This is a genomic window from Legionella sp. 39-23 (assembly GCF_001897665.1).
GTDB classification, from domain to species: Bacteria; Pseudomonadota; Gammaproteobacteria; order Legionellales; family Legionellaceae; genus Legionella; species Legionella steelei.
On sequence record NZ_MKTO01000045.1, the window covers coordinates 13,110 to 34,299 of the forward strand.

The window sequence follows — 21,190 nt, forward strand, 5'->3', positions numbered from 1 at the left end:
CCGTGTCTACTCCACTAAAACTATATAGAAATATAGGTATTGCAGCCCACGTTGATGCTGGAAAAACTACAACAACAGAGCGTGTACTGTACTATACTGGTATGTCTCATAAAATTGGTGAGGTTCATGACGGTGCTGCAACAATGGACTGGATGGTCCAGGAGCAAGAGCGCGGTATTACTATTACCTCAGCAGCAACAACTTGCTACTGGGCAGGTATGGATAAGCAGTTTGAGCCTCATCGCATCAATATTATCGATACCCCAGGGCACGTTGACTTCATGATTGAAGTAGAGCGTTCATTACGTGTACTTGATGGTGCTATTGTAGTGTTTGACTCAGTATCTGGAGTAGAGCCACAATCTGAAACGGTTTGGCGTCAAGCAAATAAATACGGTGTGCCTCGCATTGTATTCGTCAATAAGATGGATAGAATGGGTGCCAATTTCCTTAGAGTTGTGAGTCAAATTAAACAACGATTAGGTGCAAACCCAATTGTTGTTCAGTTACCCATTGGTGCAGAAGAAGAATTTAAAGGGGTCATTGATCTCATTAAAATGAAAGCAATTCACTGGGATGAAGACAATAAAGGAATGACTTTTGAGTACAAAGATGTTCCAGAAGATCTTAAAGAGCAATGCGAAGAATACCGCGCGCTCCTTATTGAAGCTGCTGCAGAAGCAACTGAAGAACTTATGGAAAAATATCTTGAAGGTGCAGAGTTTACCGAAGCAGAAATTAAAAAAGCATTACGGCAATTGACTGTTAGTAACCAAATAGTACCTGTTTTTTGTGGCTCAGCTTTTAAAAACAAAGGCGTTCAAGCAGTATTAGATGGAGTAATTGAATATTTACCTTCTCCAACTGATATCCCTGACGTTCAAGGTGTTGATGAAGATGGTGAGCCAGCTTCTCGTAAAACAAGTTATGATGCACCGTTTTCGGCTTTGGCTTTTAAAATTGCTACTGATCCATTTGTTGGTACATTAACTTATTTTAGAACCTATTCAGGTATCTTGAAAAGTGGTGATACTGTTTATAACTCTGTGAAAGCAAAAAGAGAACGTATCGGCCGTTTATTACAGATGCATGCCAATTCACGCGAAGAGATTAAAGAAGTAAGAGCGGGTGATATTGCTGCAGCTGTAGGACTTAAAACTGTAATGACTGGTGATACTTTATGTGACACAGAAAGTGTTGTCATATTAGAACGAATGGACTTTCCAGATCCAGTAATTGCAGTAGCTGTTGAACCAAGAACTAAAGCTGACCAAGAAAAAATGGGTATTGCTCTTGGTAAATTAGCTCAAGAAGACCCGTCATTTAGAGTTCATACTGATGAAGAATCAGGACAAACTATTATTGAAGGTATGGGTGAGCTTCATTTGGAAATTATTGTTGACCGTATGAAGCGTGAGTTTAATGTTGAAGCTAATGTTGGTAAGCCTCAAGTTGCCTATCGCGAAACACTAAAACAAGCTGTGGAGCAAGAAGGTAAATTTGTAAGACAATCAGGTGGGCGTGGACAGTATGGTCACGTTTGGCTGAAGATTGAACCTCAAGAACCTGGAAAAGGTTATGAATTTGTCAATGCGATCGTTGGTGGTGTTATTCCTAAAGAATACATCCCTGCAGTTGATAAAGGGGTTCAGGAGCAGATGCAAAATGGTGTTATTGCTGGATATCCAGTAGTGGATGTTAAAGTCACATTATTTGACGGTTCATTCCACGAAGTGGATTCTAGTGAGATGGCATTTAAGATCGCTGGTTCACAATGCTTCAAGCAAGGTGCGTTAAAAGCTAAACCTGTATTGCTTGAGCCTATTATGAGTGTAGAAGTCGTAACCCCTGAAGATTACATGGGCGATGTTATGGGTGACCTTAACAGACGACGTGGTCTGGTTCAAGGAATGGAAGATTCTCCAGCAGGAAAAATTGTGAGGGCGGAAGTTCCATTAGCAGAGATGTTTGGTTATTCAACCGATTTACGTTCTGCGACTCAAGGAAGAGCAACATATACTATGGAATTTAGTAAGTATGCGGAAGCACCAACTAACATTGCTGATGCAATTATTAAGAAACAATAAAAGTTAACGAGGTTATTGAAATGGCGAAGGAAAAATTTGAACGTAAAAAACCACACGTTAATGTGGGCACGATTGGTCACGTAGACCACGGTAAGACGACATTAACAGCGGCGATTACCACGATTATGGCGAAGAAGTTTGGTGGTACAGCAAAAGCTTATGACCAGATTGATGCGGCTCCAGAAGAGAGAGAGCGTGGCATTACGATTTCTACAGCACACGTAGAATATGAATCAGCAAACAGACACTACGCACACGTAGATTGCCCAGGACATGCTGACTATGTTAAGAACATGATTACTGGTGCGGCGCAAATGGACGGAGCGATACTCGTAGTATCAGCAGCTGATGGTCCAATGCCACAAACGAGAGAACACATTCTGTTGTCACGTCAGGTAGGCGTACCCTATATTGTTGTGTTCATGAACAAAGCGGATATGGTAGATGATCCGGAGTTGTTAGAATTAGTTGAAATGGAAGTACGTGACTTGTTAAGCAGTTACGATTTCCCTGGTGATGATATTCCTATTATTGTTGGTTCAGCGTTGAAGGCGTTGGAAGGCGACGAGAGTGATATCGGAGTTAAAGCGATTGAGAAACTGGTTGAGACAATGGACTCATACATACCAGAACCAGTACGTAACATTGATAAAGCATTTTTGTTACCAATCGAAGATGTATTCTCTATATCTGGACGTGGAACAGTAGTAACTGGTCGTGTCGAGAGTGGAATTGTTAAAGTGGGTGAAGAGATTGAGATTGTGGGAATCCGTGATACTCAAAAAACCACTTGTACAGGCGTGGAGATGTTCCGTAAGTTGTTGGATGAAGGACGTGCGGGAGATAACGTTGGCGTGTTACTACGTGGAACGAAACGTGATGAGGTTGAGCGTGGCCAAGTATTAGCTAAGCCAGGTACAATTAAGCCACACACAAAGTTTGAAGCAGAAGTATACGTATTATCAAAAGAAGAAGGCGGACGTCATACACCATTCTTTAATGGTTACAGACCTCAGTTTTATTTCAGAACTACAGACGTAACAGGTACTTGTGATCTGCCATCTGGAGTAGAAATGGTAATGCCTGGTGATAACGTACAATTAACCATCAACTTGCATGCACCTATTGCAATGGACGAAGGTTTACGTTTCGCAATTCGGGAAGGTGGCCGTACTGTTGGCGCCGGTGTTGTCGCTAAAATTATCGAGTAATTAGAATGAGTAGCAATCAAAACATTAAAATAAGATTAAAATCCTTTGATCATCGGTTGATTGACTTATCAACTCGAGAAATTGTAGAGACAGCAAAACGTACTGGCGCACAAGTTCGTGGGCCAATACCACTACCTGTCCGTAAGGAAAAATTTACTGTATTGACTTCACCGCATGTTAATAAAGATGCAAGAGATCAATACGAATTACGTACTCATAAACGCCTGGTCGTTATCGTTCATCCAACTGAGAAAACAGTAGATGCGTTGATGAAATTAGATCTGGCTGCTGGGGTTGATGTTCAGATAAGCCTTGATGACTAAATATTAGGGTGAAGGATATTAAAGAGGTGTTAGAATGATGATCGGTTTATTAGGCCGTAAAATCGGTATGACGCGGGTCTTCATGGCAGATGGAGTTTCAGTTCCAGTTTCTGTTGTTGAAGTTCACCCTAATAGAGTTTCACAAGTTAAAACAAAAGAATCTGATGGTTACTCAGCTGTTCAATTAACTGGTGGCACTAAAAAGGCAAGTAAAGTTAACAAAGCTTTAACAGGTCACTTTGCAAAAGCTGAAATTGAAGCAGGTGACACGCTAGTTGAGTTTATAGTTGACTCTGAAGATGCATTCAAAGCAGGACAAGTTATTTCAGTAGCTGATGTATTCGCTGCTGGTCAATTTGTTGATGTTGCTGGAATCACTAAAGGTAAAGGTTTTGCTGGAACAGTAAAACGTTATAATTTTAGAACGCAAGATGCTACACATGGTAACTCTAGATCGCATCGTGTTCCGGGTTCAATTGGACAAAACCAAACTCCAGGACGCGTGTTCAAAGGTAAGAAAATGGCTGGCCACATGGGTAATGTTCGTTGTACAGTTCAAAGCCTTGAACTAGTGCGCGTAGATGCCGAAAGAAATTTACTTCTTATCAAAGGTGCTATACCTGGTGCTCCTGGCTCGCGAGTTGAAATTAAACCTTCAGTTAAAAAGCAAGTGCGAGGTGAGTGATGGAAATTACTACGATAGATACAAATTCAAAATTAACACTGAACCAAGAAGTATTTGCATATTCTTATAACGAAGGCTTAATTCATCAAGCAGTAGTAACTTATATGAATAATGCACGTAGTGGTAACAGTGCTCAAAAAACTCGCTCTGAAGTTAGGGGTGGTGGTAAAAAGCCTTGGAATCAAAAAGGTACAGGTCGTGCTCGTGCTGGTACCATAAGAAGTCCACTATGGAGAACCGGTGGTGTGACGTTTGCTTCTAAAAAAAGAGATTATTCACAAAAAATTAATAAAAAAATGTACAAACGCGCATTACGTAGTATAATCTCCGAACTTTGTCGCACTGGAAACCTTGTAGTAGTTAGTGATTTCCAATGTGAAAGCAAAAAAACTAAAGATTTTGTTACTAAAATGAACCAGCTGGATATAAAAAATGCTCTCATCGTGATGAGCGAAGTGGGTGAGAATGAGTATTTTGGTTCAAGAAACTTAATTGATTATGATATCTGCGACGTTACAACTATAGATCCTGTTTCTTTACTCAGATTTGAGAAAGTTGTTGTTACAGAAGCTGCAATTAAAAAAATTGAGGAACAGTTACAATGAACGCTGAAAGATTGTTGATGGTTCTACGTGAACCACATACTTCTGAAAAAGCTACTGTTATTGCTGATAAGCTGAAACAGTTCACTTTCAAAGTATTGAAAACTGCAACCAAACCTGAAATTAAAATGGCGGTAGAGAATATATTTAACGTTAAAGTTAAAAATGTGTCTGTTGTCAATGTGAAGGGAAAAACAAAACGTTTTAAACAAATGAGCGGAAAGCGTAGTGATTGGAAAAAAGCATTTGTAACTCTTCATGCTGATCAAGATATTGACTTTACAGCTACCGAATAAGGCAGATTAAGATGGCACTATTAAAATCTAAACCTACTTCGCCCGGAAAGCGTGGCGAATTACGCGTGGTTCACCACCATATCCATAAAGGTAGACCACATGATGCTTTGGTTGAAAAACTGAAGAAAACTGGGGGTCGTAATAACCAAGGTAGAATCACTGTAAGACATATCGGTGGCGGTCAACGTAATCAATATCGCATCATTGATTTTAAACGTAATAAAGATGGAATCGAGGCTCGTGTTGAACGTATTGAGTACGATCCAAATCGTACTGCATTGATTGCACTAATCGTTTATAAAGATGGTGAAAGAAGATATATTATTGCACCAGCCAATTTAAATGTTGGCGATACTGTTGTAAGTGGTGCTGATTCTCCTATTAGCGTAGGTAATTGTCTTCCACTAAAAAATATTCCTGTTGGTACCACAATTCACTGTGTTGAGATGAAACCAGGGAAAGGTGCACAGGTCTTAAGAAGTGCTGGGGCGAGCGGACAAATAGTTGCTAAAGAAGGTATCTATGCAACATTGAGACTTCGTTCAGGCGAAATGCGTAAAATTCATGTTCTTTGTAGAGCAACAATTGGTGAAGTAAGCAATAGTGAGCATAGTTTGCGCGCATTAGGTAAAGCAGGTGCTAAGCGTTGGAGAGGTATTCGACCAACAGTACGTGGGGTTGCTATGAACCCAGTTGACCATCCACATGGTGGTGGTGAAGGTCGTACTTCTGGTGGACGTCATCCTGTATCACCATGGGGCTTACCTACTAAAGGTTACAAAACTAGAAGTAATAAGCGTACTGATAATTTTATTGTCAGAAGACGTAAGAAGAAATAATTTTTGAGAGGATATCAAGTGGCTCGTTCTATAAGAAAAGGTCCGTTTGTTGACCATCATTTGATTGCCAAAGTAGAAGCTGCAATTGAATCGAAATCTAAGAAACCAATTAAAACATGGTCAAGACGATCAACAATCGTTCCTGAAATGATTGACTTAACAATTGCCGTTCATAACGGCAAAGATCATGTCCCTGTTTACATAACAGATAACATGGTCGGTCATAAATTAGGTGAGTTTGCCATGACTCGTACTTTCAAAGGCCACTCTGGTGACAGAAAGGCAAAAGGTAAATAAGAGGATATGATGGAAGTTACAGCAAAGTTGAAAGGTGCTCCCTTATCCGCTCAAAAGGGCAGATTGGTGGCAGATATGATACGAAATATGAAAGTATCTGGTGCACTTGATGTCCTCAAGTTTACACCAAAAAAAGGTGCTCAATTGATGCTTAAATTATTGGAGTCGGCTATTGCCAATGCTGAAAACAATAATGGGGCAGATATTGATGATTTAAAAGTAGGTATGGTTTGTGTTGATGAAGCAATGACTTTAAAACGCATTAGTCCCAGAGCTAAAGGACGTGCAAATAGAATTTGCAAACGTACCTGCCATATCACGATTAAAGTGTCTGACGAGGAATAGCAATGGGACAAAAAGTTAACCCTATAGGCATACGCCTTGGTATTATTAAAGACTGGAATTCTAAATGGTTCGCAGGTAAAAAATATGCTGAATTTCTAATTCAAGATATTAAATTACGTACTGAACTTAAAAAGAAACTCATGGCAGCTGCTGTAAGTAAAATTCTTATTGAGCGTCCTGCTAACAATGCTGTAGTAACAATACTGACTGCAAGACCCGGTGTAATTATCGGTAAAAAAGGTGGTGGTATTGAAACACTTCGTAGTGAAATTTCTAGCAGATTAGGTGTACCTGTTCATCTTAATATTGAAGAGATTAAGAAACCTGAACTTGACTCAACATTAGTTGCTGAAGGAATTGCGCAACAGTTAGAGCAACGTGTTATGTTTAGACGTGCTATGAAGCGTGCTGTAACTGCGGCTCTTAAAGCAGGTGCTAAAGGAATTAAAATTTGTGTTAGCGGAAGACTTGGTGGCGCTGAAATTGCTCGTAGCGAATGGTATAGAGAAGGTCGTGTACCATTACATACTTTCAGAGCAGACATTGATTATGGAACAGCAGAGTCTAAAACTACCTACGGTATTATTGGTGTAAAAGTCTGGATCTTCAAGGGCGAAATTCTCCCACAAAAGAAAAGATCATCTGACGTTGCCCAGTGAGTGAGGATTAAGAATCATGTTACAACCTAAACGTACAAAATACCGCAAACAAATGAAAGGCCGTAATAGAGGCTTAGCTTTACGCGGTAGCAACATCAGCTTCGGTGAATTTGGTTTGAAAGCTCTTGAACGTGGTCGTTTGACAGCAAGACAAATTGAAGCAGCTCGTAGAGCAATGACACGTCATATTAAGCGTGGTGGTAAAATTTGGATTCGAGTATTCCCAGATAAGCCTATTACACAAAAGCCTTTAGAAGTAAGACAAGGTAAAGGTAAAGGTAGTGTTGAATATTGGGTTGCTCAAATACAACCAGGTAAGGTTTTATTTGAAATGGAAGGTGTATCCAGAGAGCTTGCGATGGAAGCTTTTGATCTGGCTAAAGCAAAACTTCCTTTCAAAGTTATATTTGAAGAAAGGAAGGTGATGTAATGAAGAAGATTGAAGAATTACGCAGTTTATCTATAGAAGAACTGCAAAATGAATTGCTTTCATTACGTAAAGAACAATTAAATTTACGAATGAAGAAAGCAAGTGGCTCACTAGATAAAACTCATCTTATCACAATGGTGCGTAAGTCAGTGGCAAGAGTTAAAACAACATTGACTGAAAAGGCAGGTAAGTGACATGTCTAATAGTGAATCAAATGCCAGAACAATGGTTGGAAAAGTAGTTAGTGACAAAATGGATAAGACCATAGTTGTGATGATTGAACGTTCTGTTAAACATCCAAAGTATGGAAAAATTATGAAACGTAGATCCAAATTACATGCTCATGATGAAAATCAAGTATGTAAAATTGGCAATATAGTTAAAATCCGTGAGTCAAGACCACTCTCGAAAACAAAAAGCTGGGTATTAGTCGAAGTAATTTCTTAATCAACCCTGTTGATTTACTTTTAAAACCCTAAAAGGCCTGATATAATCAGCAACCTTTTTCTGGTCGAAATCAGAGCTGGAGTAAAAAATGATCCAAATGCAGACAGTGCTCGAAGTGGCTGACAACAGCGGAGCACGTAAAGTTATGTGTATTAAAGTGCTTGGCGGGTCGCACCGTAGATATGCCCGCGTAGGCGATATAATTAAAGTAAGTATTAAAGATGCAATACCAAGAAGTAAAGTGAAAAAGGGTGCTGTAATGAAAGCTGTAGTAGTTCGTACGGCGCAAGGCGTTCGTAGAGACGATGGTTCTTTAATTCGTTTTGATGGCAACGCAGCAGTACTTTTAAATAATCAAAACGAGCCAATAGGTACTCGTATATTTGGCCCTGTTACTCGCGAGCTACGAGAGAGATTTATGAAGATAATATCTCTGGCTGCAGAAGTTTTGTGAGAAGGATTTAGATATGAAACGTATTCAAAAAGGCGACGATGTGATTATAATCGCCGGTAAAAGTAAAGGTCATAGAGGTAAAGTCCTACGTGTCACAGAAAATGGCGTTGTTGTCGAAGGTGGAAACTTAATAAAGAAACATGTTAAGCCTAATCCTCAAAAGCCAGAAAATAAGGGTGGAATAGTCTCCCTTGAAGCTCCGGTACACGATTCAAACGTTGCTCTGTTTAATCCCAATACAAATAAAGCGGATAAAGTAGGATTTAAGTTTATTGAGAGTAACGGTGTAAGTAAAAAGGTTAGATATTTTAAATCTGACAATGAAATAATTGACCGTGTTTAGTTAGGTGATTGAAATGGCAAGACTTAATGAATTTTATAAAAAAGAAATCATCCCAATGATGATGAAACGGTTCAACTATTCCAGCGTTATGGAAGTTCCAAAACTGCTTAAAGTCACCTTAAATATGGGTGTTGGCGAAGCTGTTGGTGATAAAAAGGTTATGAATCATGCTGTTGAAGATATGACTTTGATTGCTGGACAAAAACCTGTTGTCACTAAAGCAAGAAAATCTATTGCTGGTTTTAAAATTAGAGAAGGATGGCCTATAGGCTGTAAAGTAACACTAAGACGTCAACGTATGTATGAGTTTTTAGACAGATTGATTTCCGTAACTTTGCCGCGTGTAAGAGATTTTCGTGGTTTAAATCCTAAATCTTTTGATGGAACTGGTAATTATAGTATGGGGATACATGAACAAATCGTATTTCCAGAAATTGATTACGATAAAACAGATGGTATCCGTGGTTTAGACATTTGTATCACTACAACTGCTAAAACAAATGAAGAAGCTAAAGCTTTATTAGAAGCTTTTAACCTTCCATTGAAAGATAGAGATAAAAAATAAGGGTGAAATTGTGGCTAAGAAATCAATGCTTATGAGAGAGTTAAAGCGTAAAAAGCTGGTTAATAAACACAGTAAACGCAGAAACGAATTGAAACAATTGATTAAATCATCTGATGATTTTCAGGTAATTATGGATAGTCAGTTAAAGTTAGCTAAATTGCCTGTTAATTCTAATCCTGTTCGTTTCAAAACACGATGTCAACAATGTGGTCGTCCACATGGTGTATATCGTAAATTTGCTCTTTGTAGAATTTGCTTAAGACAACAACTAATGGTTGGTAATATACCTGGCGGAAGAAAATCCAGCTGGTAATTTTTTAATTGGAGAACGATTGTGAGTATGCATGATCCAGTTGCTGATATGCTGACCCGAATTAGAAATGGTCAACAAGCAAAACATCAGCAAATAACGTTAACTTCTTCTAAATTGAAAGAAGAAATTGCTCGTGTTTTAAAGGAAGAAGGATATATTGAAAGCTTCTTTGTAGAACCACTAGATAATAATCTTAAATTAATGACAATAAAGCTGAAGTATTATCATGGCAGACCTGTTATTGAACTTATTAAGAGAATTAGTAGACCTGGATTGCGAGTATATAAGTCTTATAAAGATTTAACTTCTATTCCTGGTTTTGGTGTGGCTATACTGTCTACATCACAAGGTATAATGACCCATATATCTGCAAAGATGAAAGGCGTTGGTGGTGAAGTCATTTGTGAAGTGGCTTAATACTTGCGAGGAATAATATGTCTAGAGTAGCAAAAGCCCCAGTAGTTCAACCAGCAAATGTTGAAATAACAATAGGTGATGGTGAAGTTACTGTAAAAGGGCCTAAAGGAACACTAACCCAAAAAATTAATAGGTTAGTAAAAGTAACTAAAAATAAAGATTCTAACCATGTTGAGTTTGCTCCTGCTGCAAATGATCCTAAAGCTTGGGCTCAAGCTGGAACAGCGCGTGCATTAGTAAATAATATGGTCAAGGGTGTAACTGAAGGTTTTGTTGTTACCTTGGAACTGGTTGGCGTAGGTTATAGAGCACAATCTAAAGATAATTCAATTACTTTATCTCTAGGTTATTCTCATCCTATTGAATACCATTTACCTAAAGGTGTTTTAGTCGAAACACCAAGTAATACTGTAATATTGTTGAAAGGTGTTGATAAACAAATTTTGGGTCAAGTAGCTTCTGAAATAAGAGCATTTAGACCACCAGAACCATATAAAGGTAAAGGTGTTAAACTTGCTGGCGAGTATATTGCGCGTAAAGAAGCGAAAAAGAAATAAGGTTTAAGTCATGAATAAACATAACTCACGTGCTCGACGTGGATTAAAAGCAAAGGCATTGATTCGTAAATCAGGCAGAGCAAGACTAGTCGTTTATAGAAGTGGTTTACACATTTACTCACAAATCATTCAAGCTGATAAGCTTGGAGATAAAGTATTAGTAACATGTTCAACTAACGATAAAGAATTACGATCCAGCCTGACCGGTAAATGTAAAGTAGAGCAAGCTAGCTTAGTTGGCAAACTACTTGGTAAGCGCGCAAGCGAGCAAGGTATTACGCAAGTTGCATTCGATCGTGCTGGTTATAAATATCATGGCCGAGTGAAAGCCCTTGCAGAAGGTGCACGCGAAGCTGGATTAGATTTTTAAGGAACGATTATGGCATTCGATGATTCATCACCTAAATCAGATGGCTACCAAGAAAAGTTAGTATCGGTAAACCGTACCGCTAAAGTTGTTAAGGGTGGCCGTGTTTTTGGTTTCGCAGTACTTGTTGTTGTTGGTGACGGCAAAGGTAAAGTTGGTTTTGGTAGAGGTAAAGCGCGCGAAGTTCCAATTGCAATTCAAAAAGCAATGGAACAAGCAAAGAAAAATATGGTTTATATTCCACTTTCTGGATCAACTATATTCCACGAAATTACTTGGAACTATGGTGCTTCTAAGGTATTTATGAAGCCAGCAAGTGAAGGTACTGGAATTATTGCTGGTGGTGCGATGAGAGCTGTATTAGAGGTTCTCGGCGTACAAAACATATTAGCTAAGAGTATTGGTTCTACCAACCCAAGCAATATTGTAAGAGCTACGATCGGTGCTTTAACTAATATCGGTACCCCAGATTATGTTGCGGCCAAGCGTGGTAAAACTGTTGAAGAAGTTATGGCGGGCTAATTATGGAAAAGAAAATTAAAATAACTTTGGTAAAAAGCATTATAGGCAGAAAACCAAAGCATATTTCTATAGTAAAACAATTAGGTCTAGGTAAAACTAATTCAAGTGTATCTCATAATGATACTCCAGCTATTCGTGGTCTTATTAATAAAGTTGATTACTTATTGCTGGTTGAGGAGAGTGTATAATGAATTTAAATTCACTATCACCAGATCCTGGTTCAAGACGCCCTAAAAAACGTTTAGGTCGTGGTATTGGGTCGGGACTAGGTAAAACAAGTGGTAAAGGACATAAAGGTCAAAAAGCAAGAGCTGGTGGTTTTCATAAAATTAACTTTGAAGGCGGTCAAATGCCTATTCAAAGAAGATTACCAAAAATGGGCTTTAAGTCACGAGTTGGAAAAACTATAGATCAAGTATGCCTCAGTGAGCTTGCAAAGATATCTGCTGATGTAATTGATTTAAATGTTTTGCGTGAAGCAGGCTTGATTAATGGCTCTATTAAAGATGTAAAAGTTATTTTATCTGGTGAATTAACTACTGCCATCAAACTTAAAGGTTTAAGGGTCACTAAAGGAGCTCGTTTAGCCATTGAAGGTTTAGGCGGCAGCATAGAAGAGTGACTATGAAAAACCAAAAACATAATGCGAGCCAATCACGTGGTGGATTGGCTGAACTAAAATCAAGATTATTGTTTGTTGTTCTCGCTATTTTAGTTTATCGATTGGGTGCTCACATACCTGTACCAGGTTTGGATCCAGCACGATTGGCTAATTTTTTTAACGAGCAACAGAATACAATTTTTGGCTTATTCAATATGTTTTCTGGTGGTGCATTATCGCGTGTTACGGTTTTTGCAATAGGAATCATGCCGTATATTTCAGCGTCTATTATACTCCAGTTATTTACAGTTGTTTCACCTAAACTTGAGCAACTTAAGAAAGAAGGTGAGTCTGGACGCAGGAAGATAAATCAGTACACACGATACTTAACTTTGTTGCTTTCAGTGTTTCAATCTTTAGGAATGGCACGCTGGTTAGCAGGGCAGCAAATTGCGCTTCAAGCTGATTTTTCATTTTACTTTACTGCAGTTGTAACTTTAGTTACAGGAACTATGTTTTTAATGTGGTTAGGTGAGCAGATTACTGAAAAAGGTGTTGGTAATGGAATATCTTTAATTATCTTTTCGGGAATTGTATCAAGTATGCCTACTGCGATTGCTTCGGTTCTTCAACAAGTTAAAGAAGGACAAATGCAAGCTTTGACTATGATTCTTATCGCAGTGGTTGTAGTAGTTGTAACAGGTTTTGTTGTATTTATGGAGCGTGCACAACGACGTATAAGAGTTAATTATGCGCAAAGGACGCAAGGTAGAAAGGTTTATGCTGCTCAAACCAGTCATTTGCCTTTAAAAATCAATATGTCTGGTGTAATACCGCCTATTTTTGCATCCAGTATTATTTTGTTACCGGCGACTTTAGCTCAATTTTTCTCGCATACAAAAGGTTTAGGCTGGCTTGCAGATGTCGGAATGGCTTTGTCACCTGGACAACCTTTATATTTAATAGTTTATGCAGTAGCTATTATATTTTTTGCGTTCTTCTATGCAGCTCTGGTGTTTAACCCCAAAGATACTGCTGATAATTTGAAGAAATCTGGTGCATATATACCTGGAATTAGACCCGGTGAGCAAACAACTAAATATATTGACGGTGTAATGACTCGCTTGACATTAGTTGGTGCAATCTATTTAGTTCTGGTTTGTCTTTTGCCACAGATTTTGATGTATACATGGCATGTCCCTTTTTATTTCGGAGGAACATCTTTGCTGATTATCGTGGTTGTTATTATGGATTTTGTAGCTCAGGTACAAGCTCATTTAATGACTCAGCAATATGATTCTTTAATGAAAAAGGCTAATTTTAAAGGTACCAAACTACCTGGTCTTTTATGATTTTTATCGGAGTTAAGAATGAAAGTAAGAGCATCTGTAAAGCGAATTTGTCGCAATTGCAAGATTATTAAAAGAAGTGGCACTATACGAGTTATTTGTAAAGATGCCAGACATAAACAAAGGCAAGGTTAATATCTGCTTGATTTAATTTTATAAAAATAGTATTCTTCTGTCCCTTTCGACAGAACAAATAACGTTCGGAGAAGTTAATGGCTCGTATTGCAGGAGTAAATATACCTGATCACAAACATGTTGTGATTGCTTTAACAGCAATATATGGTATTGGTAAACCTACATCCTTAAAACTGTGTTCTGCAGTTGGTATTGAACCTTCTAAAAAGGTTTCAGAACTAACCGATGCTCAACTTGAGTCTTTAAGAACAGAAATTGCAAAAATTACAGTGGAAGGTGATTTGCGTCGTGTTGTGACAATGAACATTAAGCGCCTTATGGATCTAGGATGTTATCGTGGTCTAAGACACAGAAGAGGGTTGCCATTACGCGGACAACGTACGAAAACTAATGCTCGTACACGTAAAGGTCGCAGAAAAGGCACTACCGGTTGATTTTTCATGTAGGAAAGTAAGATGGCAATAACTAAGTCAAAACAACAAAAAGTACGCAAGAAGGCAAAACGTGTCGTGTCAGATGGTATCGTTCACGTTCATGCTTCTTTTAATAACACTATAGTGACCTTTACTGATAGACAAGGTAATGCTCTATGCTGGGCAACATCTGGTGGTTCTGGATTTAGAGGATCAAGAAAAAGTACACCTTATGCTGCGCAGGTTGCTACTGAGCGTGCTGCTGCTGTTGCAAAAGAATACGGTATGAAATCTGTGGCTGTATTTGTCCATGGTCCTGGCCCTGGAAGAGAATCCACCATTCGTGAATTAATTTCACAGGATTTTAAAATTGTTGAAATCACCGATGTTACTGGTATTCCCCATAACGGGTGTAAGCCACCTAAAAAACGTCGTGTATAAGACTCAGGAGTAATTAATGGCTAGATATCTTGGTCCAAAATGTAAGTTATCACGTCGTGAAGGTTGTGATTTATTACTTAAAAGTGGTGTCCGTGATCACAAGTCCAAATGTAAATCAGAAAAATTACCTGGACAACATGGAGATAAAAAACCACGTCTGAATGGTTATGGAATTCAGCTTAGAGAGAAACAAAAAATCAGAAGATTGTACGGTGTTCTTGAAAAGCAATTCCGTGGCTATTACAAAATGGCTGCTCGTATGAAAGGCTCAACAGGTGAAAATCTAATGTCATTGCTTGAAAGACGTTTAGATAATGTTGTCTATCGTATGGGATTTGCAAGTACACGTGCTGAAGCGCGTCAATTAGTTACGCATAAAGCGATACTTGTTAATGATAAAGTAGTTAACGTTCCATCGTTACTTGTTAAACCAGGTGATGTTGTGTCTGTTCGTCAAAGAGCAAAAGCTCAAGGTCGTATTCAGGCTGCTTTAGCTTTATCAGAACAAAGAGCTGCTTGTGATTGGATTACTGTAGATAATTCTTCTTTTAAGGGAACATTCTCTACAGCACCAACGTTAACTGACTTATCTTCAGACTACAACGTAAACTTGGTTGTAGAACTTTACTCTAAGTAAGCTCGGAGAAATAGCTGAATGTATACTGAAATCAATGAAATGTTGACACCTAATGTTCTTAAGGTCCAGGCTGAATCGCCCTATAAAGCTAGAATAGTTTTAGAGCCTTTGGAGCGTGGCTTTGGTCATACTCTCGGCAATGCTTTGAGACGTATTTTACTATCATCAATGCCTGGAAGTGCGATTACTGAAGTTTCAATCGATGGTGTTTTGCATGAGTACAGCACAATTGAAGGTGTACAGGAAGATGTCGTAGACATTTTACTGAACCTGAAGTTAGTTGCGACAAAAATGACAGTCGGTGAAGAAGCTCTTGTAACATTAAACAAGCAAGGTCCTTGTCAAGTTACGGCTGGTGATATTCAACTGACTCATGGATTAGAAATTGTTAATCCAGAGCTGGTCATTGCTAATTTGAATGAAAAAGGCAAATTAAATATGACATTAAAAGTTGAACGAGGGATTGGTTTCCACAGTACTGATTCATTCGTTAGACATTTCGATGATGAAGTAGAAAGAAAATCAGTTGGTAAGCTAAAAATTGATAATAGTTTCTCTCCAGTTAAAAAAGTGGCTTATTATGTTGACAGTGCTCGTGTAGAAAATCGAACTGACCTTGATAAGTTAACTATTGAGTTAGAAACTAACGGAACTATTGATGCTGAAGAATCAATACGGATTTCTGCTAGTATTCTTCAAAGACAACTGCATGCTTTTGTAGACATGAAATTTGAAGAGTCTCGATCTGATAATAAAGAACGCAACGATTTTGATCCTATTCTATTACGTTCTGTCGATGATTTAGAATTAACTGTTCGATCTGCAAATTGTTTGAAAGCAGAAAATATTCATTATATTGGCGATTTAGTACAAAGAACTGAAAATGAACTCTTAAAAACTCCTAATTTAGGTAAGAAATCTTTAACTGAAATTAAGGATGTTTTAGCGTCACGTTCATTATCGCTAGGTATGAAACTTGAGAATTGGCCGCCAGCGAATCTTGGCGAATAAAGTTTAGGAGTTTTGGTTATGCGTCACCGTAATTCAGGTCGAAGTTTTGGCCGTACAAGTAGCCATAGAAAGGCTATGTTTGCAAACATGTGTAATTCTTTAATCGAGCATGAGTTGATCAAAACAACTCTGCCTAAGGCTAAAGATTTGCGACGTTATATTGAACCTTTAATTACTGTATCAAAAGTTGACTCAGTTGCTTCACGTCGTCATGCATTTGATATTTTAAGATCTAAGTCTGCTGTTGGTAAATTATTTACTGATTTAGGTCCACGTTTTGTGGAGCGTCCTGGTGGTTATGTACGTATCATCAAATGTGGTTTTAGAGAGGGTGATAATGCTCCTATGGCCATTGTAGAGCTCTTAGACAGACCTGCTGTTAGTGACGAAGCTGAAGAATAAATTTAGTATTCGCATTAATTAAAGAAACCCGCATTATGCGGGTTTTTTTTAAGTACATTGAGTCCCCTCAAGGTGATTTTCTTTAGGTTTGGGGAATTTAATGACGGATCCCTACATAGAATAATCATTGAGTCGACATGTTTATCCTGTATTCAAAATAAAGACCTCATTGCATTAATGCTTAACGTTGTCTAATGAATCAATTTTTAGTTGCTTAATATAATTTAACCAACGTTATTGGATAAACAGTTTTTATTGCTTATTCTAAGATCTTTTGATTCTTCCTTTTTTTGCATAAGAGATTGCAACTCCTTAATAAACAATCTGTGGTTATTTTTTTCAGCAATTGTTAATGCCGTTTCATCCTGTTTATTAGGAATATTAAAATTGATATCTTCAAAATGATTATGAATTAAATGCAACAAGGCGATATCGCCTGTTTGAGCACTGTAGTGAAGAAGTGGTTCATAAAAGATGGCATGAATTTGATTAAAGATATTGTAATTCTGGCGTACACCTTCAACCACTGTTGGCCATACCTTATAAAGTGATCGAATGTCGATCTCTAGTAAATTGGTAAAACACTCAGGTTTATCTAATCGCATCATTTTATTACAAAAAAATGCTTCAAAGTCTTTATGCAGATTTGGTGTGTCAATCGGTAAATAGAGCTTGGCTAAGTGACCGAGCAACCTCATGACCGATTCAAAGTTTTCTTTGTTGTTGGGTTGCAAAAAGGGTAGTTTATTGTATGAGAGCGCTTTTTCAATGGTATTATCACCTGAGACTCCAACTATGTCGGACGCGTTTTCTATCAGGAGATCGTAATCAGTATCATTCAAATTAAAATCGGTTAAAATGGAAACAACCTTTGGTGGATTGCAAATCGTTGTGGGACTGTAGTTAATTCTACGAATATTGCCATTTACATTAATTTCTATAGCAGAAATATTTGAGTTTCTTGCGAATAAGAATAAGGAGCCGAATATTAGCTGTTCTTCCATAAATGGCAAATACTGTTTGTTTTTTCGTTTGATGATTAAATCATCAAATTGATTCTCTTCTAGAAATAGAATTTCTTCGGCGTCGAGTAGAATATGAGGAACTACACTAAAGACACCAGTTCGATTATTGTGTCTAATATTATTTAAATAGATTACCAAGTGCTCCTGATTAGATATTTGAAATCTCTGAATACAAAAAGATAGAAATCGATTGATACTATCCCAGTCTTGTAGGTAAGCAGGGACTAACTGCGTTTTAGCTAACATTTTTGATATGTCTTCTGGAGTGATTGTTGCGGAATCGTTTAGACCTGTTACATGCTTGAAAAAATTTCTATTTTCCAATGCCATCAAACTTAGAAGACAGTGGCTCCTAATTTTCAACCCATACTGATAAGGAACCTTTTGCAGTCCAAGATATCGTGTATTAATATTTTGGGTTTTTAAATCTATCTGAGTCATTTCATCTCTCGGATCAATATGACTAAGCGGCAGATTTAAGGCAGAGGTACGTAACCCTGTGATTTCGGGGATAGTGATGACGGGTATTTCGGATGGGCAAAAGCTCAATATAGCATCTTTTTGTGCTTTGGCCATAGATGTGGAGATTTGAAAAATGCTGCAAGTGGTACTTAATTCGCTCTTTAATTCGAGGTTGTTTTGAATGAAATTGGAAAACTCCTGAATTGCCTTATCTCCTGAGCTTTCCCCCAACTCCAGGACATGGGCTTTTAGTGCTGGTAATATAGTTTGTAGGCGTTGTTTTACTAATTTTTCCCTATGTGCAGTACTTACAACAAGAAGAATGATTTTTATCCCCAATTTTTCAGCCTGCGGAGAAAATTCTTTTGCAAAATCAAGAAGATGATTAAAATCACCTATGCCATCATAATGAATATAATTAAATATAACGACGTACTTTTGCTTTTTGAGATAAGGAAAAAAGCTGTATTTTTCGATCATTAAATGCCTATATTGACTGTAAATAATGCTAAATCATATAAATAAATTCTTGAATTTTTAGGATGTTAGTCCAACTTTTAGCATGAGGGACTTTCTCCTTCATTGAAGTGATGGTGCTTGCTGTAGCATGCATCAAAAGGAACTTGATACAAACTCAATTCTACCACTACTGAAAAAAATATGAGGTCTAAACTAGCGATTTATTTGTTTTTATCAACAAATTAAATCCACGGCTGTTCTACAAGTAAATCACTCGCAATACCACCTGTCTGCTCTGTAGATTTTGGTTCTAACAGGAGGACATGTACCTCTTCGTGTGCAACCGGTTTATGTTCTACGCCTTTTGGTACAATATAAAATTCATCTTCATTTAAGGTGATTTTTTTATGCCTGAACTCAATGTTTAGAATGCCCTTCACAACTAGAAATAATTCATCTTCATTAGCATGGCTATGCCAGATGAACTCTCCCTTGAATTTTGCAAGTTTGACATATTGACCATTAAGCTCTCCAACAATACGTGGTGACCAATACTCGCTAAAAGTTTGAATTTCTCAACTAAATTAATTGTATCCATACAAACCTCAATTGGATTAATGAATGAAAATATTGCTTCATGATCAAGTATATAAAATATCAGTTCACAATTAATAATGATAATGTGGAGTCGGTAGTTTGGGTAGCGAAGTAGCATTCGCGTTGCCCTCGATATACAGTATCTCCAGGTTTTGCTTCACGGCATTTACACCGCAGTAGAAAAAACAACTCGTTATGAAAAAAAGCCCTTATTAGTAAGGGCAATAAAGTAAGAAGTAAGGACTACTATTCAGTTGAAATTAGAATGGGACATCATCATCTAATTGATCAAAAGCATCTTGTGGCACTTGAGTCGGTTGTTGTCTTGGAGCACTTTGATTGCTTGGCGAAAATTGGGTTTGTGGCATCTCATCAAAACCGGATGAAGCAGTCCCTTTGCTGTCTAACATTTGAATGTCATTGGCAACAATTTCAGTGGTATATCGGTCTTGGCCTTGTTGATCCTGCCATTTTCTGGTTCTTAAGCTGCCTTCTACATAAAGCTTAGAACCTTTACGTACATATTCACCGGCAATTTCACCCAAGCGATTAAAGCACACCACGCGATGCCATTCTGTACGATCTTGCTTTTCACCAGTTACTTTATCTTTCCATGATTCACTGGTTGCTATTGAGAGAGTAGTTACAGCATTACCATTTGGTAAATAGCGTACGTCAGGGTCGACACCGACATTGCCAATTAAGATGACTTTATTTATACCACGTGCCATTTTTTGATCTCCTGTATGCGAAAGTTAGAAAAGAGTATACCTAATTTATATAGCCCTTGCACTGCTGTTCCATCGATTTCCTTTTCGTTGGTAACGGCCAAGTATGACGTAAGTACTGCGTCAAGTACATGCTCAGTCAAAAAGAGTTTTATCAGAACTATTAACAAGTTCATATAAGCGCGCAATTTGCTTTTGTGTGACTCTTGGTGTTGAAAGAGGTGGTAAATGTGCTAAATCAAAAAAATCAATCGCAGAAATTTCTAGATTTTCCTTGGCCACACCAGAGATAATTTCACAATGAAAAAAGCATTTATAGGTATGAGGCCATTGTAATGGATGATCATGCTTCTGTTTGTCCCATAGAGCGAGCAGCCTAATTACAGAAACATCAAATCCACTTTCTTCCTTAGTTTCCCTAATTACGGATTCGGCGGCCGACTCGTTTGTTTCTGCCCAACCACCAGGTAGAGTCCACAATTCATCGGCACGCTCCTTAACCAATAAGAGCTTGTTATCCTTTAAAATAAACGCTCGAACATCAACTTTAGGTGTGGCATATCCTGCTTCTAATGAAAAAATCTGTTTTATCTCAGCAAGTGGCGTGTCTGAATAATTCGCCATAAATTCAGAGGCAATTTCGCGAAGTCTTAAATAACGTTCTTTATCAAACTCATTATTTGAATAGGTCAGTCCATTTTGTGCGATTGCTTGAATTTCAGCAAGATATTTTAACCAACTTAAATCTTTCTTAGACATAATTTATTATCCCTTTGGTGTATTTTATTGCATATTCTCTTGACTCTCACGTTACGTGATAGTTTAAAATCAATGTACAGGAGAGGGTTGAATGAAATATTACCAAATTAAAGAGATTAGCCAAATGACTTCATTAACAATTAGGTCATTACAATATTATGATGAAATTGGCTTATTAAAACCTACGAAGCGTTCAGACAGTGGCTATCGACTTTATTGTGAAAGGGATTTAATTCGATTGCAGCAGATCACCACGCTAAAATTTTTGGGATTTTCTTTGTCGACTATAAAGAAGATTATAGAAAGTCCAGGTTTTGATGTAGCGGCTTCCGTTGGCATACAAGCACGCGAATTGACTGAAAAAGCAGCGCGAATTAATGAGGCGGCATCTCTTCTTACGTATATTTCCAGT

General features: G+C 37.8%; 34 protein-coding genes and 1 pseudogene. 31 read left to right on the forward strand and 4 right to left on the reverse strand.

Annotation, left to right across the window (positions count from 1 at the left end; genetic code table 11):
* Positions 1-2 precede the first annotated feature (2 nt).
* The 30 genes from fusA (at position 3) to rplQ (ending at position 16,748) form a co-directional block, all read left to right on the forward strand.
* Positions 3-2,087 carry an elongation factor G gene (fusA, locus tag BGO44_RS17000; RefSeq protein ID WP_058509526.1) on the forward strand — a complete coding sequence of 695 codons (2,085 nt, stop codon included), beginning with the start codon at positions 3-5 and terminating at the stop codon, positions 2,085-2,087.
* A 20-nt stretch (positions 2,088-2,107) separates the two neighbouring features.
* On the forward strand, positions 2,108-3,298 hold the full coding sequence (gene tuf, locus BGO44_RS17005) for an elongation factor Tu (protein WP_058509819.1): 1,191 nt from the start codon (positions 2,108-2,110) through the stop codon (positions 3,296-3,298).
* Positions 3,299-3,303: 5 nt separating this feature from the next.
* The gene (gene rpsJ, locus BGO44_RS17010; RefSeq protein ID WP_010654833.1) at positions 3,304-3,621 is read left to right on the forward strand and encodes a 30S ribosomal protein S10; all 318 of its coding nucleotides are present in this window, start codon (positions 3,304-3,306) and stop codon (positions 3,619-3,621) included.
* Positions 3,622-3,655: 34 nt separating this feature from the next.
* Entirely contained in the window at positions 3,656-4,306 is a 651-nt protein-coding gene (gene rplC, locus BGO44_RS17015; protein WP_463673244.1) for a 50S ribosomal protein L3, read from the forward strand.
* Positions 4,306-4,911, forward strand: a complete 606-nt coding sequence (gene rplD, locus BGO44_RS17020; protein WP_058509817.1) for a 50S ribosomal protein L4 — start codon at positions 4,306-4,308, stop codon at positions 4,909-4,911. Before rplC ends, rplD begins: the two co-directional genes overlap by 1 nt.
* Positions 4,908-5,204 (forward strand): 50S ribosomal protein L23, encoded by a 297-nt coding sequence (rplW, locus tag BGO44_RS17025; RefSeq protein ID WP_058509816.1) that lies wholly within the window; start codon positions 4,908-4,910, stop codon positions 5,202-5,204. The genes rplD and rplW overlap by 4 nt, the downstream gene beginning before the upstream one ends.
* 11 nt (positions 5,205-5,215) lie before the next feature.
* Entirely contained in the window at positions 5,216-6,043 is an 828-nt protein-coding gene (rplB, locus tag BGO44_RS17030; protein ID WP_058509815.1) for a 50S ribosomal protein L2, read from the forward strand.
* 18 nt (positions 6,044-6,061) lie between these two features.
* Positions 6,062-6,340: a 30S ribosomal protein S19 gene (gene rpsS, locus BGO44_RS17035; protein ID WP_058509814.1), complete on the forward strand. Its 279-nt coding sequence runs from the start codon at positions 6,062-6,064 to the stop codon at positions 6,338-6,340.
* Positions 6,341-6,349: 9 nt separating this feature from the next.
* Positions 6,350-6,685: a 50S ribosomal protein L22 gene (gene rplV, locus BGO44_RS17040; RefSeq protein ID WP_003633087.1), complete on the forward strand. Its 336-nt coding sequence runs from the start codon at positions 6,350-6,352 to the stop codon at positions 6,683-6,685.
* A 2-nt stretch (positions 6,686-6,687) separates the two neighbouring features.
* The gene (gene rpsC, locus BGO44_RS17045; protein ID WP_058509813.1) at positions 6,688-7,344 is read left to right on the forward strand and encodes a 30S ribosomal protein S3; all 657 of its coding nucleotides are present in this window, start codon (positions 6,688-6,690) and stop codon (positions 7,342-7,344) included.
* 16 nt (positions 7,345-7,360) lie between these two features.
* Positions 7,361-7,774: a 50S ribosomal protein L16 gene (rplP, locus tag BGO44_RS17050; protein WP_003633085.1), complete on the forward strand. Its 414-nt coding sequence runs from the start codon at positions 7,361-7,363 to the stop codon at positions 7,772-7,774.
* Entirely contained in the window at positions 7,774-7,968 is a 195-nt protein-coding gene (rpmC, locus tag BGO44_RS17055; RefSeq protein WP_058509812.1) for a 50S ribosomal protein L29, read from the forward strand. The genes rplP and rpmC overlap by 1 nt, the downstream gene beginning before the upstream one ends.
* A gap of 1 nt (position 7,969) precedes the next feature.
* Positions 7,970-8,221: a 30S ribosomal protein S17 gene (gene rpsQ, locus BGO44_RS17060; protein WP_019233369.1), complete on the forward strand. Its 252-nt coding sequence runs from the start codon at positions 7,970-7,972 to the stop codon at positions 8,219-8,221.
* Positions 8,222-8,309: 88 nt separating this feature from the next.
* The gene (gene rplN / locus BGO44_RS17065; protein WP_003633077.1) at positions 8,310-8,675 is read left to right on the forward strand and encodes a 50S ribosomal protein L14; all 366 of its coding nucleotides are present in this window, start codon (positions 8,310-8,312) and stop codon (positions 8,673-8,675) included.
* A 13-nt stretch (positions 8,676-8,688) separates the two neighbouring features.
* Entirely contained in the window at positions 8,689-9,018 is a 330-nt protein-coding gene (gene rplX / locus BGO44_RS17070; RefSeq protein ID WP_058509811.1) for a 50S ribosomal protein L24, read from the forward strand.
* A gap of 13 nt (positions 9,019-9,031) precedes the next feature.
* The gene (gene rplE, locus BGO44_RS17075) at positions 9,032-9,583 is read left to right on the forward strand and encodes a 50S ribosomal protein L5 (RefSeq protein ID WP_058509810.1); all 552 of its coding nucleotides are present in this window, start codon (positions 9,032-9,034) and stop codon (positions 9,581-9,583) included.
* A gap of 10 nt (positions 9,584-9,593) precedes the next feature.
* A complete protein-coding gene (rpsN, locus tag BGO44_RS17080; RefSeq protein WP_058509809.1) occupies positions 9,594-9,896 on the forward strand; it encodes a 30S ribosomal protein S14 in 303 nt (100 codons plus the stop codon).
* A gap of 27 nt (positions 9,897-9,923) precedes the next feature.
* Positions 9,924-10,313 (forward strand): 30S ribosomal protein S8, encoded by a 390-nt coding sequence (gene rpsH, locus BGO44_RS17085; RefSeq protein ID WP_463673245.1) that lies wholly within the window; start codon positions 9,924-9,926, stop codon positions 10,311-10,313.
* Positions 10,314-10,330: 17 nt separating this feature from the next.
* Positions 10,331-10,870 carry a 50S ribosomal protein L6 gene (rplF, locus tag BGO44_RS17090; RefSeq protein ID WP_058509807.1) on the forward strand — a complete coding sequence of 180 codons (540 nt, stop codon included), beginning with the start codon at positions 10,331-10,333 and terminating at the stop codon, positions 10,868-10,870.
* Between the two features lie 10 nt (positions 10,871-10,880).
* Positions 10,881-11,240: a 50S ribosomal protein L18 gene (gene rplR, locus BGO44_RS17095; protein WP_058509806.1), complete on the forward strand. Its 360-nt coding sequence runs from the start codon at positions 10,881-10,883 to the stop codon at positions 11,238-11,240.
* 9 nt (positions 11,241-11,249) lie between these two features.
* Positions 11,250-11,759, forward strand: a complete 510-nt coding sequence (gene rpsE, locus BGO44_RS17100; protein WP_058509805.1) for a 30S ribosomal protein S5 — start codon at positions 11,250-11,252, stop codon at positions 11,757-11,759.
* Positions 11,760-11,761: 2 nt separating this feature from the next.
* Positions 11,762-11,947 (forward strand): 50S ribosomal protein L30, encoded by a 186-nt coding sequence (gene rpmD, locus BGO44_RS17105; protein ID WP_019233377.1) that lies wholly within the window; start codon positions 11,762-11,764, stop codon positions 11,945-11,947.
* Complete coding sequence (gene rplO / locus BGO44_RS17110; RefSeq protein WP_058509804.1) at positions 11,947-12,381, forward strand: 50S ribosomal protein L15; 435 nt, start codon at positions 11,947-11,949, stop codon at positions 12,379-12,381. The genes rpmD and rplO overlap by 1 nt, the downstream gene beginning before the upstream one ends.
* A gap of 2 nt (positions 12,382-12,383) precedes the next feature.
* Positions 12,384-13,712, forward strand: a complete 1,329-nt coding sequence (secY, locus tag BGO44_RS17115; RefSeq protein WP_058509803.1) for a preprotein translocase subunit SecY — start codon at positions 12,384-12,386, stop codon at positions 13,710-13,712.
* Positions 13,713-13,730: 18 nt separating this feature from the next.
* Positions 13,731-13,844, forward strand: coding sequence for a 50S ribosomal protein L36 (gene rpmJ, locus BGO44_RS17120; RefSeq protein ID WP_083503902.1), 114 nt, complete (start codon positions 13,731-13,733; stop codon positions 13,842-13,844).
* A 77-nt stretch (positions 13,845-13,921) separates the two neighbouring features.
* On the forward strand, positions 13,922-14,278 hold the full coding sequence (gene rpsM, locus BGO44_RS17125) for a 30S ribosomal protein S13 (RefSeq protein ID WP_273201443.1): 357 nt from the start codon (positions 13,922-13,924) through the stop codon (positions 14,276-14,278).
* Positions 14,279-14,299: 21 nt separating this feature from the next.
* Positions 14,300-14,698 carry a 30S ribosomal protein S11 gene (rpsK, locus tag BGO44_RS17130; RefSeq protein ID WP_003633055.1) on the forward strand — a complete coding sequence of 133 codons (399 nt, stop codon included), beginning with the start codon at positions 14,300-14,302 and terminating at the stop codon, positions 14,696-14,698.
* A gap of 16 nt (positions 14,699-14,714) precedes the next feature.
* On the forward strand, positions 14,715-15,335 hold the full coding sequence (gene rpsD, locus BGO44_RS17135; protein WP_058509801.1) for a 30S ribosomal protein S4: 621 nt from the start codon (positions 14,715-14,717) through the stop codon (positions 15,333-15,335).
* 18 nt (positions 15,336-15,353) lie between these two features.
* Entirely contained in the window at positions 15,354-16,346 is a 993-nt protein-coding gene (locus tag BGO44_RS17140) for a DNA-directed RNA polymerase subunit alpha (RefSeq protein WP_058509800.1), read from the forward strand.
* Between the two features lie 18 nt (positions 16,347-16,364).
* Positions 16,365-16,748, forward strand: coding sequence for a 50S ribosomal protein L17 (gene rplQ / locus BGO44_RS17145; protein WP_058509799.1), 384 nt, complete (start codon positions 16,365-16,367; stop codon positions 16,746-16,748).
* Between the two features lie 224 nt (positions 16,749-16,972).
* Here rplQ and BGO44_RS17150 read toward each other — a convergent pair whose 3' ends face one another.
* The 4 genes from BGO44_RS17150 to BGO44_RS17165 all read right to left on the reverse strand — a co-directional run bounded on the left by BGO44_RS17150 (position 16,973) and on the right by BGO44_RS17165 (position 20,778).
* Complete coding sequence (locus BGO44_RS17150) at positions 16,973-18,715, reverse strand: hypothetical protein (RefSeq protein ID WP_273201422.1); 1,743 nt, start codon at positions 18,713-18,715, stop codon at positions 16,973-16,975.
* Positions 18,716-18,936: 221 nt separating this feature from the next.
* The gene (locus BGO44_RS17155) at positions 18,937-19,134 is read right to left on the reverse strand and encodes a cupin domain-containing protein (RefSeq protein WP_273201419.1); all 198 of its coding nucleotides are present in this window, start codon (positions 19,132-19,134) and stop codon (positions 18,937-18,939) included.
* 417 nt (positions 19,135-19,551) lie between these two features.
* Complete coding sequence (ssb, locus tag BGO44_RS17160; RefSeq protein ID WP_273201417.1) at positions 19,552-20,022, reverse strand: single-stranded DNA-binding protein; 471 nt, start codon at positions 20,020-20,022, stop codon at positions 19,552-19,554.
* Positions 20,023-20,154: 132 nt separating this feature from the next.
* Positions 20,155-20,778, reverse strand: coding sequence for an NUDIX hydrolase (locus BGO44_RS17165; RefSeq protein ID WP_273201414.1), 624 nt, complete (start codon positions 20,776-20,778; stop codon positions 20,155-20,157).
* 124 nt (positions 20,779-20,902) lie between these two features.
* On the opposite strand from BGO44_RS17165, the pseudogene BGO44_RS18640 reads away from it, so the two are divergent.
* Positions 20,903-21,022 (forward strand): annotated as a pseudogene (locus BGO44_RS18640) (MerR family DNA-binding transcriptional regulator); the annotation flags it as partial.
* Between the last annotated feature and the right edge of the window lie 168 nt (positions 21,023-21,190).